We start from the raw sequence: 12,287 nt of genomic DNA, 5'->3' as shown, positions 1-12,287 counted from the left end.
CCTACGGCAGGGCCCGCCGCACCCGTACCCCGGCCGCCGCCAGGGCCAGCGCCGCGGCGCCCGCCGCCACCGGCAGGACGTACGCCGTGTCCGCGCCCGCCCGCTCCACCAGCCACCCGCCCGCCGCGGCGCCCGCCGAGATCCCGCCCAGCAGCGCCGTCACCGCCAGCGTCATGCCCTCGTTCAGCTGCGCCGCCGGCGTCAGCCGCTGCACCAGCGACATGCCCGTCACCATCGTCGGCGCCGTCGCCATCCCCGCCAGCAGCAGCGCCCCCGCCAGGGCGAGCAGCGAACCCGTCGCGGACGCCGCCAGCAGCGGCAGCGACATCAGGGCGGTCATCGCCGCCAGGCACACCAGCAGCCGCCGCCGCACGTCCCGCGCCGGCCGCGCCGCCCCGTACACCAGGCCCGCCAGGAACGAGCCGAACGCCTGCAGCGCCATCACCGGTCCCGCCTCCGGCCCGTCCACATACGCCAGCGTCACGATCTCCATCGACCCGAAGATCGCCCCCGTCGCCAGGAACACCGCCAGCAGCGCGGGCATCCCCGGCGTACGGAGCGGCGACCGCGACCGCTGCCCCGCCGTGCGCGGGGCGACCGGCGGCTCCGTCGAGCGCTGCGCCGTGAACAGCACCATCCCCACCAGCAGCAGCACGGCCCCGACGAGCGTGCCCGCCTCCGGGAACAGCGCGGCGCACAGGAACGCCGCCAGCACCGGGCCGGTCATGAAGCACAGCTCGTCCACGGCCTGCTCGAAGGCGTTCGCCGTGTGCACCGCGCGCGGATCGGCCCGGTACAGATGGGCCCAGCGGGCGCGGGACATGCCGCCGATGTTCGGGGTCGTCGCGGTGGCGGCGTACGCGGCGAACAGCGTCCAGTCCGGCGCGCCGTGGCGGACGCACAGCACCAGCGCCAGCGAACCCAGGACGGCGAGGACCGTGGCCGGTACGGCGACCCGCGCCTGCCCGTACCGGTCGATCAGCCGCGCGGTGAACGGCGCCACGACCGCCGTCGCGGCCAGCCCCGTCGCGGTGACGGCGCCGGCCAGGGCGTACGAACCGCGCGAGCCGGCGATCATGATGACCGCGCTGACGGTGAACATGCCCATCGGGACGCGGGCGATGAGGTTCCCCGCGGTGAACGCCCGCGTGCCGGGCGCGGCGAAGAGGCGGAGGTAGGCGTTGCCGGGGCGGCGGCCGGTCCCGGACGCGGGCCCGCCACCCGACTCCGGGGCTGCTGGGCCCGCCTCCGGGGCGGCGGCGCCCGGCTCGGGTGCGAGGGGGCCCGGCTCGGGGGTCTCGGGGGCCGGCTCGGGCCCGGTGGCGGCCGCGAGCGGCTCCGCGGGCACGGGCGCGGGCGCCGCTCCGGGCTCCGCGCGGGCGCCGGGGGCGGCAGCGGGCATGACGGACTCCGGTTTCGTCGGGTGCGGGGGCATGCCACCACCCTCACCGCCCGCCCCCGCCCCGGTCCAACACCTGTTCGGAGCGCATTCACGCGCCCCTGTTGTAAATTCCGGGCGTGGTCCCCGACATCGAACCCCGGCTCCTGCGCGCCTTCGCCGCCGTCGCCGACGAGCTCCACTTCACCCGCGCCGCCGCCCGCCTCTACGTCGCCCAGCAGGCCCTCAGCCGCGACATCCGGCGCCTGGAGCGGCAGCTCGGCACCGAACTGTTCGTCCGCACCACCCGGCAGGTCGCCCTCACCGCCGACGGCGAGCGGCTCCGCCCGTACGCGCAGGCCGTCCTCGCCGCGTACGACGATCTGGCCACCGCCTTCGCCGGCGCCGGGCCCCGCCCGCTCCTCGTCGACCTGAACACACCCGACATGAGCGGCGGCCGCGTCCTCGACCTGGCCCGCGCGCTCGCGCCCGACTGCGAGCTGATGGCCCGCTTCGAGAGCGGGCTGACCGGCGCCGCCGCCGAGATCCTCGCAGGGCGCCTCGACGCGTCGTTCGGCCGGGTCGCCGGACTGGACCCGGCGGTCCGCGACCGCCTCGCCTGGCAGCCCGTGCGGTACGAGCCGATGGCCGTCATCCTCCCCGACGACCACCCGCTGGCCGACCGGGACGAGGTGGAGCTCGCCGCGCTCGCCGGGCAGGCCCTGTACGCCGGGGCGGGCAACCCGCGCACCCGCGAGTGGACCGACCTGGCCGCGCTGCTCTTCGCCGAGCACGGCATCCGGGTCGCGCCGCCCGCGCCGCTCGCGGTGGGCGTCGAGGAGTTCCGCCGCGTCATGGCCAAGGGGCGTACGCCGGTGCTCGCCGTGGTCGACTTCCCGCCCATGCCGGACACGGTCCTGAGGCCGCTCGTCGGACCCGTACCCCTGTCACCGGTGGCGCTGGTGTGGCGCAAGGGGCTGAAGCATCCGGGCCTGGACGCGCTGCGCACCGCCGCCGCGCGGCTCGCCGCCGAGGAGGGGTGGCTGTCCGTACCGGACGGGGCCTGGCTGCCGGAACTGGACGCGGCACTCATGCGGACCGCCTGACCCCGCCCGCCCGGGTCCGCCCGCCCGGGTCCGGGCGTCCGCGGCCCACCGATCGGCCCTGACGGCTGCACCGCCGCTCCCGGCGCGCCCGCGGCCCCCCGTCCGGCGACCCCGCCCGCCCGGGTCCGCCCGCCAGGGTCCGGGCGTCCGCGGCCCGCCGCCCCCGCCGGGTGCTCACACCGCCCCCCGCCGCCGGGTGAGAGCAAGGTTTCCGGCCGGTCACCTCAGATGACCGGACCGAAACGCGCCCTCCCTAGCGTCGGCGGTGACCGGTTCACGCACCGGGGACCAGCGACCAGGGATCGACACGGCGGAGGTGGCGCGCGATGGGCGGCGGACGGTGGATCGAGGAGTGGGACCCCGAGGACGAGGCGTTCTGGAAGGCGAAAGGGGAGCGGATCGCCAACCGGAACCTCCTCTTCTCCGTGATCTCCGAGCACATCGGCTTCTCCATCTGGACGCTGTGGTCCGTGATGGTCCTCTTCATGGGCCCGGAGTACGGCGTCGACCCCGCCGGGAAGTTCTTCCTGATCGCCGTCGCCACGCTCGTCGGCGCCGCCATCCGCGTGCCGTACACCTTCGCCGTGGCCCGGTTCGGCGGCCGCAACTGGACGGTGTTCAGCGCCCTGCTGCTCCTGCTGCCGACCGGCGCGGCGTACGCGGTGATGGAGCCCGGCACGTCGTACACGACGTTCGTCCTCGTCGCCGCGCTCACCGGCGTCGGAGGCGGCAACTTCGCCTCCTCCATGACCAACATCAACGCCTTCTTCCCGCTGCACCGCAAGGGCTGGGCGCTCGGCCTCAACGCGGGCGGCGGCAACATCGGCGTACCCGTCGTACAGCTCGCCGGCCTCGCGGTCATCGGCACCGCCGGCGCCGCGCACCCCCGGATCGTGCTGGGCGTCTACATCCCGCTGATCGTGGCCGCCGCCGTGTGCGCCGCCCTGTTCATGGACAACCTGGCGCCCGTCAGGAACGACACGGGCGCCGTCAGGGAGGCCGTGCGGGACGGGCACACCTGGATCATGGCGTTCCTGTACATCGGCACGTTCGGGTCGTTCATCGGCTACAGCTTCGCCTTCGGGCTGGTCCTGCAGACCCAGTTCGGCCGGACCCCGCTCCAGGCCGCCTCGCTGACCTTCATCGGCCCGCTCCTCGGCTCGCTGATCCGGCCCGTCGGCGGCTCGCTCGCCGACCGGTACGGCGGCGCCCGGATCACCCTCGGCACGTTCGCCGCGATGGCCGCCGCGACCGGTGTCGTCGTCTACGCCTCCGTCACCGAGTCCCTGGCGGTGTTCCTCGTCGGATTCACCTCCCTCTTCGTCCTCAGCGGCCTCGGCAACGGCTCGGCGTTCAAGATGATCCCGGCCATCTTCAAGGCGAAGGCGTACGCCTCCGGGCTCGGTGGCGAGGAGGCCGACGCGTACGGCCGCCGCCTGTCCGGCGCCGCCATGGGGCTGATCGGGGCGATCGGCGCGGTCGGCGGGCTCGGCATCAACCTGGCGTTCCGCCAGTCCTTCCAGAACGCCGGCTCCGGTACGTACGCCTTCGTCGCCTTCCTCGTCTTCTACGCGGCGTGCATCGCCGTGACCTGGGCGGTATACCTTCGGCGTCCGGCCGCGACCGGTACGGCGACCGCTCCCGACGCCCCGGCGCAGCGGCAGCTCAGCTACTCCGAGGTGTGAGCGCGCATGCTCCGTAACGGCGGGGAAACGTCCGCGAACCCGGACCGTCACGCGCCCTTGCCACCCTCGGACGTCATGCACGAGCAGCAGCAGGAGAACGGCCCCCTCGCGGGCTTCACGGTCGGCGTCACCGCGGCCCGCCGCGCGGACGAACTGGGTGCGCTGCTGCAGCGCCGGGGGGCGGCGGTGCTGCACGCCCCGGCGCTGCGGATCGTGCCGCTCGCCGACGACGCGGAACTCCTCGACGCCACCAGACGGCTCGTCGGCTCCGCCCCGGACATCGTCGTCGCCACGACCGCGATCGGCTTCCGCGGCTGGCTGGAGGCCGCCGACGGCTGGGGGTACGGGGAGGCGCTGATCGCCTGCCTGCGGCGGGTGCGGGTGCTCGCCCGGGGCCCGAAGGTGAAGGGCGCGGTACGGGCGGCCGGGCTCACCGAGGAGTGGTCGCCCGCCTCCGACTCCATGGCCGAGGTGCTCGACCGGCTCCTGGAGCAGGGAGTGGACGGGCTGCGCATCGCCCTCCAGCTGCACGGGGAGCCGCTGCCCGGCTTCGTCGAGGCGCTGCGGGACGCGGGCGCCGATGTGGTCGTCGTCCCCGTCTACCGGTGGATGCCGCCCGAGGACCCGGCCGCGCTGGACCGGCTGCTGGACGCGACGGTCGCCCGCACCCTGGACGCGGTGACGTTCACCAGCGCGCCGGCCGCCGCGTCGCTGCTCGCCCGCGCCGAGCACCGGGGGCTGCGCGCCGAACTGCTGGACGCGCTGCGCCACGACGTGCTGCCCGCCTGCGTGGGCCCGGTCACCGCCGTGCCGCTGCAGAGCCACGGGGTGGCCACCGTCCAGCCGGAGCGGTTCCGGCTGGGCCCGCTCGTCCAGACCCTGTGCCGGGAACTGCCCGCGCGGGCCCGGACCCTGCCGGTGGCGGGGCGGCGCATCGAGATCCGGGGCCACGCGGTGCTGGTGGACGGCGAGCTGCGGCCCGTGCCGCCGGCCGGGATGTCGCTGCTCCACACCCTGGCGCGGCGCCCCGGCTGGGTGGTGTCCCGCGCCGACCTGCTGCGCGCCCTGCCCGGAGCGGGCCGCGACGAGCACGCCGTGGAGACCGCGATGGCCCGCCTCCGCACGGCCCTGGGCGCCCCGAAACTGATCCAGACGGTGGTCAAGCGCGGCTACCGCCTCGCCCTGGACCCGACCGCGGAACCGCCGGGGGAGCCCTCGGGCGAGGGGTAGGGGGTACGGGGGCTTCGGATGGCCTGCCGGTGGGGTTCCGGCGAGCGGCCTGCCGGGGCACGCTGGGGCGGAGGCGGCCCCAGGGGGTGACCGGGCATGGAGGACGGGCGGCGGTTCGACGCCGGGCGGCGGTGCCTGGCGCTGCTGGCCGCGGAGCCGGACCGCCCGGAGGCGCTCGCGCGCTGGCTGGTCGACTGCGGCCTCGTCCCGGAGGGGACACCGCTGGACGCGGTGGACGCCGGGTGGGTGGAACGTTTCGCGTCGCTGCGGGACGACGTCGACGCGCTCGTACGGGCGGAACTGGCGACGCGGCCTGCGACGGGCCCGACGGCGGCGGCGGGTCCGACGGCGGCGGGTCCGACGGCGGCGGGTCCGACGGCGGCGGCGGTCCCGCCGGCGGCCACCGGCACCCCCGGCCCCCCGGCGGACGCGGCACCGGCGGAGCAACCGCACCCCGCCCCGCACCCCGCCCCCGCGCTCGCCCGGGTCAACGCCCTCGCGGCCGCCGCGGCGCCCCCCGCGCCCAGGGCCGTGCCGGGGCCCGGCGGGCGGCTCGTACGCGCCCTGGACGCGCCACCGGCCTGCGCCGCGCTCCTCGCCGCGCTCGCGCGCGACGCCGTCGACCTGCTGACCGACCCGGCCGCGCGGGCGCGGCTGCGCGCGTGCGAGGGCGACCACTGCCGCCGCGTGTACCTCGACACCTCCCGCGGCGCGCGCCGCCGTTGGTGCTCCAGCGCCACCTGCGGGAACCGCGACCGCGTGGCCCGCCACCGGGCCCGTACCGGACGCTCCCGCGACGGCTGACGGAAAAAGTTCCCGGCCGCGTTGAGACGTCCGCCTCCCGCCTCCGTAGTGAAGGGGGCAAGGAGTCGGACAGGGTCTCGACCAGGGAGGTTCGGGTGCGCAAGGATGCCGCCGTGGCCGATGACCGTCGGGGGACGCGTCGGGCCCGGCACCGCGCGGAGTCGTCGCACGTCAACCATCCCGCTCCGGACGAGGAGTTGATGCGGTCCCTCTACCGTGAGCACGCCGGACCGCTGCTCGCCTACGTACTGCGCCTCGTCGCCGGCGACCGCCAGCGTGCCGAGGACGTCGTACAGGAGACGCTCATCCGTGCCTGGAAGAACGCCGGTCAGCTCAATCGGGCCACCGGTTCTGTCCGACCCTGGCTGGTGACGGTCGCCCGGCGCATCGTCATCGACGGCCACCGCAGCCGGCAGGCCCGGCCGCAGGAGGTCGATCCGTCGCCGCTGGAGGTCATGCCCGCGGAGGACGAGATCGACAAGGCGCTGTGGCTGATGACGTTGTCGGATGCTCTCGACGATTTGACCCCGGCCCACCGGGAAGTCCTCATCGAGACGTACTTCAAGGGGCGTACGGTCAACGAGGCCGCCAAGACCCTGGGGATACCGAGCGGGACCGTGCGGTCCCGGGTGTTCTACGCGCTGCGTTCCATGAAACTGGCTCTGGAGGAGAGGGGGGTATCGGCATGACGACGCGACGAGACGGCGGCGGCTTCGGCGGCGGCTCCGGCCTCGGTCCCGGCTTCGGCGGGGGCTTCGGCGCCGGGGGCGGCGGCTTCGGCTCCGGCTCCGGCTCGGGCCCCGGTCCCGGCTTCGGCCACGACGCGGGCGAGGAGTTCGCCGAGGGTTCCGTGCACGACGCCGTCGGCGCGTACGTGCTGGGAGTGCTCGACGACGCCGACGCCACCGCCTTCGAGACCCACCTCGCCGGCTGCGCGGTGTGCGCGGCGCGCATGGACGAACTGGCGGGCATGGAACCGATGCTGGCGATGCTCGCGGAGACCCCCGGCCCGGCCGGCCGCCCGGTCGCCGCGGCGCCGCCCCCGCCGCCCCCCGCCCCGGCCACGGCGCAGGGCCCGCCCCTGCTGAACCGCCTGGTCGACGAGGTCTCCGTCCACCGCGCCCGCCGCCACCGCCGCGCCCGCTACCTGGTCGCGGCCGTCGCCGTGCTGGTCATCGGCGGCCCGGCGCTGGCCGTGAGCGCGCTGTCCGCGGACGCGCCGACGACGAGCCGGGTCACGGCGGAGGACGTCTTCACGGGCCTGAAGGAGAAGGCGACGGCGACGGACGCGGGGACGGGGGTCAGCGCGACGGTCGCCATGGAGCCGAAGGCCTGGGGGACGGACACGATGCTGGAGCTCAAGAACGTGACGGGCCCCCTCAAGTGCCGCCTGGTCGCGGTGTCGAAGACGGGCGAGGAGGAGGTCGTCACGTCCTGGTCGGTCCCGAAGTGGGGCTACGGCATCGAGGACAGCCCGAACGAGACGGCCCGCAAGCCCCTGTACGTCCACGGCGGCACGGCCATGCCCCGCTCGGACATCGCCCACTTCGACGTCCGCACCTTCGACGGCCGCCAACTGGTCCGCGTCGACGCGTAGCGGGGCGCGCGGCGGAGGGGCGACCGCGGGCCGCCCCCCGGAAGGTCCGGGCGGCCCCCGGACGGTCCGGGCCGCCCCTCGGAATGCCCGTGCCGCCCCCCCGGACGCTCCGGAGGCTCCGGGCGGCCTGTCAGACGGTCCGGGCCGCCCTCAGAACGCCCGGGCGAAGACGCGGGCGCCGTTGTGGAACGTGACGGTCACGCCCTTCTGGCTGCTCGGGTTCTGCCGGGTGGACCACCGCTCGATCGCGGCGATCTCGGGGCACTCGGCATGGGCGAGTGCGGCGGCGAACCACGCCTCGGGGTCGTCGCCGGCCTGCGGGGCGGCGCCGGCCGGGACGGGGGCCCCGGTGACCGGTTCGTCGGTGAACGTGTCGTGCTTGGCGCCCTCGGGGAGCTGCCCCACGAACTGCCACCGCGTCTGCGTGGACCCGACCGTGATGACGACACCGCACGGGTGCGTGGTGTCGCCCGCCTCCGCGAGGGTCTGGACACGGCTCGCGGTCGGGTCGTTCTTCACGATGTCGACGACGAAGTCGGCAAAGCGCGCGGGACGCATACGTGTTCATTCCTCTCATCTCGGGCCGCCCAGTCTATGAGCCGCCCGGGGGAGGGGAGTTGCCCTCGGCCGGAGGGCGGCGCCCTGTCGCGGGCCGTCCCGGGGCGCGGGGCGGGGGTCAGGCGCCGGTGTAGTGGGCGGCGTACTCCTCGGTGGGCGGGACGACGGTGATGACGTCGATCAGCACGCCGTCCGGGGCGGCGACGATGAAGTGGCGCTGCCCGAACTCCTCCGTGCGCGGCGGCAGTACCTCCGGCAGGCCGGCCCCGGCCACGAGCCGCCGGTGCTCGGCGTCGACGTCGTCCACCTCGAAGTTCAGCAGCAGGCCCCCCTGGAGCGCGGTCCGGTGGCCTTCGGGGACGGTCGGGTGGGCGTGGTCGAGGAGGGCCAGCTCGTACTGCGGGGCGTCGGGGCGGCGCAGGCTGACGTACCAGTCGGCCTCGAAGGTCACCTCGAACCCGAGGTGGCGCGTGTAGAAGTCGCGTGCGGCCGCCACGTCCCGGCTGGCGAGCACCGGATAGAAGCCGCCGAGCGGGCTCGGGGGCGTGGTCGTGGGCGCGTTCGTCATGGCAGGGGTCCTCCGTCTCCGGTTTCACATACCCGGGGTATGTGAATTGTGGCGTTAGCATACCCTCGGTATGTGAAATGGGAAGGGCGGTGTGCTCGATGGCGGTGAGCCGGGCGGAGCAGCGGGCGGCCACGCGGCGGGCGCTGCTGGCCGAGGGCCGACGGCGGTTCGCCGCGGACGGGTACCACCACGTGGTGCTGGCCGAGGTGGCGCGGGCGGCCGGGGTCACCAAGGGGGCCGCGTACCACCACTTCGACAGCAAGGCCGGGCTCTTCCGGGCCGTCGTCGGCGAGGTGCAGCGGGAGCTCGGCGAGCGGGTCGCGGCCGCGGCGGGACGCCACGAGGACCCCTGGGAGCAGCTCAGGGCCGGCTGCCGGGCCTTCCTCGCCGCCGGAACCGACCCGGCGGTGCGCCGGATCCTGCTGGTCGACGCGCCGACCGTGCTCGGCTGGGACGAGTGGCGGACCATGGACGAGGAGTCCTCCGCCCGGCACCTCGCGGAGGCCCTCACGGCGCTCACCGCGGCCGGGATCATCGCCGACCAGCCGGTGGAGCCGCTGGCCCGGCTGCTGTCGGGCGCGATGAACGAGGCCGCGCTCTGGATCGCGCGGGGCGGCGACCCGCGGGCCGCCGGGCAGGCGCTCGACCGGCTCCTGGCGGGCCTGCGCGCCCAGGCCCCGTCCTCCGGACCGGCCCGACCGGATCAGCCCGCTCCGCGGGGCCGGCCGGACTGACACGGACCCGGAACGTGGCGTACCCTCGACGGCTGCCCAGTGCACGTCAGAAGGGGGCCCCGGTGGCCGCGCAGGAAGCCGATCGTGTGGTCGACACGATCCGGGACCGTGAGGTCGCGGTCGAGCAGGACCACCTGGACCAGGTGTACCGCCGTCTCGAGGAGAAGATCCACGAGGCGGAGTTCCTCATGCAGGACGCCGCCCGGCGCGGCCAGGTCGGCACGCCCGGCGCGCTCGCCGAGCGGGACGCCCAGGTCTTCCGCGCCGGCGTCCACCTGAACCGGCTCAACAGCGAGTTCGAGGACTTCCTGTTCGGCCGCATCGACCTGCTGTACGGCAAGGACGGCAAGAAGGGCCCCGACGGCGCGTACACCTCCGTCGAGCCCGCCGACGACGCCGTGCGGCCCGACAACACCGCCGAGATCGGCGAGACGCTCCACATCGGCCGCATCGGCGTGCTCGACGCCGACTACAGCCCCCTCGTCATCGACTGGCGCGCCCCCGCCGCCGCCCCGTTCTACCGCGCGACCCCCGTCGATCCGGGCCGGGTCGTGCGGCGCCGCGTCATCCGCTCCAAGGGCCGCCGCGTCCTGGGCGTCGAGGACGACCTGATGCGCCCCGAACTGACCGCCACCCTCGACGGCGCCGAGCTGCCCGTCATCGGCGACGGCGCCCTCATGGCCGCGCTCGGCCGGGCCCGCGGCCACACGATGCGCGACATCGTCTCGTCCATCCAGGCCGAGCAGGACATGGTCATCCGCGCGCCCGCCGCGTCCGTCACCTACGTGGAGGGCGGCCCCGGCACCGGCAAGACCGCCGTCGCCCTGCACCGCGCCGCCTACCTGCTGTACCAGGACCGGCGCCGGTACGCCGGGGGCATCCTCATCGTCTCGCCGACCCCGCTGCTCGTCGCCTACACCGAGGGTGTCCTGCCCTCGCTGGGCGAGGAGGGCCAGGTCGCCATCCGCGCGGTCGGCAGCCTGGTCGACGGCGTGGAGGCCACCGCGTACGACGACCCGGCGGTCGCCCGCGTCAAGGGCTCCTCCCGCATGCTGAAGGTCCTGCGCAAGGCCGCCCGCGGCGCCCTGGAGCGCGGCGACGCGCCCGACCGGCTGCGGGTCGTCGCCTTCGGCCGCCGCGTCGAGCTGGAGGCCGAGGAGCTGCGGCGCATCCGCCACGCCGCGCTCGGCGGCACCGCGCCCGTCAACCTCCTCCGCCCCCGCGCCCGCCGCCTGGTCCTGGACGCCCTGTACGCCAAGACCGGCGCCGGCGCCCGGCAGAGCGACCCGGAACTCGCCGCCGAACTGCGCTCGTCCTTCGACGAGGACGTCACCTCCGAGGACTCCTTCACCGCGTTCCTCGACGCCTGGTGGCCCGAGCTCACCCCGCGCGCGGTGCTCGCCGCGATGGCCGACGAGAAGCGCCTGGGCCGCTGGTCGCGCCGCGTCCTCAACCCCGGCGAGGTCCGCCGCCTCGCCCGCTCGCTGCGCCGCGACGCGTACTCCGTGCACGACGTGGCCCTCCTCGACGAGCTCCAGAGCCTCCTGGGCGCCCCCGCCCGGCCGCGCCGCAGACGTGAGCTGGACCCGCTGGACCAGCTCACCGGCCTGGAGGAGCTGATGCCCGTACGGGAGGAGTCGCAGCGCGAGCGCGCCGAGCGCCTGGAGCGGGAGCGGACCGAGTACGCGCACGTCATCGTGGACGAGGCGCAGGACCTCACGCCCATGCAGTGGCGGATGGTCGGCCGCCGGGGCCGGCACGCCACGTGGACGGTCGTCGGGGACCCGGCGCAGTCGTCCTGGTCGGTGCCGGACGAGGCGGCCGAAGCGCGCGACGAGGCGCTGGGCACCCGGCCGCGCCGCCGCTTCACCCTCACGGTGAACTACCGCAACCCGGCCGAGATCGCCGAGCTGGCCGCGAAGGTCCTGGCCCTGGCCATGCCGGGCGCCGAGTCCCCGCGCGCGGTGCGCTCCACGGGCGTCGAGCCCCGCTTCACCGCCGTCGGCGACGAGGACCTGGCGGAGGTCGTACGGGACGAGGCGCGGCGCCTCCTGGACCGGGTGGACGGCACCGTGGGCGTGGTCGTCGCCATGAACCGCCGCGAGGAGGCGGCCCGCTGGCTCGCGGACCTGGGCGACCGCGTGGTGGCGCTGGGCAGCCTGGAGGCCAAGGGCCTGGAGTACGACGCGACGGTGGTCGTCTCGCCGGCCGAGATCGCCGACGAGTCCCCGGCCGGCCTGCGGGTGCTGTACGTGGCGCTGACCCGCGCCACCCAGCAGCTCACGGTCGTCGCCGGGCGGCGCGACGAGCCCGACGAGGCGGGGGTCCCCGATCTGCTGCGCGACTGAACCGCGCCGGGTTTGTTAGCCTGGAGGAGACACCGGCTCGATCCAAGCCCCCGGGCCCAACCTTCGTCGCTACGAGCGACCACTTGCCGCGAGGCGAGCATGGCGGGTCGGTGTCACTGAACGCACAGGCGGGTCCGCGTCATCCGATGATGACGCGGACCCGCTTCTTTTTGCCGCCGTTCTCTCGTATGGTGGAAAACAGTTTCCGAAATCTTCGAAAACAAAACGACCGTATTACGCCCTACCGGCAGGTAGGTGCGACCATCGGAAGGCCCCGCA

Annotated in this window: 11 protein-coding genes; 8 read left to right on the top strand and 3 right to left on the bottom strand. The window is 75.4% G+C overall.

Annotated elements, in window-relative coordinates:
* Position 1 precedes the first annotated feature (1 nt).
* Positions 2 to 1,402, bottom strand: coding sequence for an MFS transporter (locus tag ACSUPT_RS10535; RefSeq protein WP_436944119.1), 1,401 nt, complete (start codon positions 1,400 to 1,402; stop codon positions 2 to 4).
* A gap of 116 nt (positions 1,403 to 1,518) precedes the next feature.
* Here ACSUPT_RS10535 and ACSUPT_RS10530 point away from each other — a divergent pair, with 116 nt between their 5' ends.
* From ACSUPT_RS10530 to ACSUPT_RS10505, 6 genes are all read left to right on the top strand, one after another.
* Complete coding sequence (locus ACSUPT_RS10530; RefSeq protein WP_436944118.1) at positions 1,519 to 2,484, top strand: LysR family transcriptional regulator; 966 nt, start codon at positions 1,519 to 1,521, stop codon at positions 2,482 to 2,484.
* Positions 2,485 to 2,810: 326 nt separating this feature from the next.
* Complete coding sequence (locus ACSUPT_RS10525) at positions 2,811 to 4,169, top strand: nitrate/nitrite transporter (protein WP_351967627.1); 1,359 nt, start codon at positions 2,811 to 2,813, stop codon at positions 4,167 to 4,169.
* A gap of 75 nt (positions 4,170 to 4,244) precedes the next feature.
* Positions 4,245 to 5,399, top strand: coding sequence for a uroporphyrinogen-III synthase (locus tag ACSUPT_RS10520; RefSeq protein ID WP_361655375.1), 1,155 nt, complete (start codon positions 4,245 to 4,247; stop codon positions 5,397 to 5,399).
* A gap of 96 nt (positions 5,400 to 5,495) precedes the next feature.
* On the top strand, positions 5,496 to 6,203 hold the full coding sequence (locus ACSUPT_RS10515; protein WP_436944117.1) for a CGNR zinc finger domain-containing protein: 708 nt from the start codon (positions 5,496 to 5,498) through the stop codon (positions 6,201 to 6,203).
* Between the two features lie 95 nt (positions 6,204 to 6,298).
* On the top strand, positions 6,299 to 6,892 hold the full coding sequence (locus ACSUPT_RS10510; RefSeq protein ID WP_351967624.1) for a sigma-70 family RNA polymerase sigma factor: 594 nt from the start codon (positions 6,299 to 6,301) through the stop codon (positions 6,890 to 6,892).
* Complete coding sequence (locus ACSUPT_RS10505) at positions 6,889 to 7,800, top strand: zf-HC2 domain-containing protein (protein ID WP_365727388.1); 912 nt, start codon at positions 6,889 to 6,891, stop codon at positions 7,798 to 7,800. Before ACSUPT_RS10510 ends, ACSUPT_RS10505 begins: the two co-directional genes overlap by 4 nt.
* A 150-nt stretch (positions 7,801 to 7,950) precedes the next feature.
* On the opposite strand, the gene ACSUPT_RS10500 is transcribed toward ACSUPT_RS10505, so the two are convergent.
* A complete protein-coding gene (locus ACSUPT_RS10500) occupies positions 7,951 to 8,358 on the bottom strand; it encodes a hypothetical protein (protein WP_436944116.1) in 408 nt (135 codons plus the stop codon).
* A gap of 118 nt (positions 8,359 to 8,476) precedes the next feature.
* The gene (locus ACSUPT_RS10495) at positions 8,477 to 8,926 is read right to left on the bottom strand and encodes a VOC family protein (RefSeq protein WP_361655363.1); all 450 of its coding nucleotides are present in this window, start codon (positions 8,924 to 8,926) and stop codon (positions 8,477 to 8,479) included.
* Between the two features lie 77 nt (positions 8,927 to 9,003).
* Here ACSUPT_RS10495 and ACSUPT_RS10490 point away from each other — a divergent pair, with 77 nt between their 5' ends.
* A complete protein-coding gene (locus tag ACSUPT_RS10490; protein WP_436944115.1) occupies positions 9,004 to 9,660 on the top strand; it encodes a TetR/AcrR family transcriptional regulator in 657 nt (218 codons plus the stop codon).
* Between the two features lie 62 nt (positions 9,661 to 9,722).
* The gene (locus ACSUPT_RS10485; protein WP_436944114.1) at positions 9,723 to 12,008 is read left to right on the top strand and encodes a HelD family protein; all 2,286 of its coding nucleotides are present in this window, start codon (positions 9,723 to 9,725) and stop codon (positions 12,006 to 12,008) included.
* Positions 12,009 to 12,287: the final 279 nt, after the last annotated feature.

The sequence above is a fragment of the Streptomyces sp. SudanB25_2051 genome (assembly GCF_964272635.1).
In the GTDB taxonomy this organism is placed as follows: domain Bacteria; phylum Actinomycetota; class Actinomycetes; order Streptomycetales; family Streptomycetaceae; genus Streptomyces.
Note: the sequence above shows the minus strand (reverse complement) of the source record. Positions and strands in the feature narration are given on the sequence as shown.

Bases quoted from the DNA above. Each gene is read 5' to 3' on its own strand.
- ACSUPT_RS10535 (WP_436944119.1), bottom strand. From the start codon at position 1,402: ATGCCCGCTGCCGCCCCCGGCGCCCGCGCGGAGCCCGGAGCGGCGCCC.
- ACSUPT_RS10525 (WP_351967627.1), top strand. From the start codon at position 2,811: ATGGGCGGCGGACGGTGGATCGAGGAGTGGGACCCCGAGGACGAGGCG.
- ACSUPT_RS10520 (WP_361655375.1), top strand. From the start codon at position 4,245: ATGCACGAGCAGCAGCAGGAGAACGGCCCCCTCGCGGGCTTCACGGTC.
- ACSUPT_RS10515 (WP_436944117.1), top strand. From the start codon at position 5,496: ATGGAGGACGGGCGGCGGTTCGACGCCGGGCGGCGGTGCCTGGCGCTG.
- ACSUPT_RS10505 (WP_365727388.1), top strand. From the start codon at position 6,889: ATGACGACGCGACGAGACGGCGGCGGCTTCGGCGGCGGCTCCGGCCTC.
- ACSUPT_RS10500 (WP_436944116.1), bottom strand. From the start codon at position 8,358: ATGCGTCCCGCGCGCTTTGCCGACTTCGTCGTCGACATCGTGAAGAAC.
- ACSUPT_RS10495 (WP_361655363.1), bottom strand. From the start codon at position 8,926: ATGACGAACGCGCCCACGACCACGCCCCCGAGCCCGCTCGGCGGCTTC.
- ACSUPT_RS10490 (WP_436944115.1), top strand. From the start codon at position 9,004: ATGGGAAGGGCGGTGTGCTCGATGGCGGTGAGCCGGGCGGAGCAGCGG.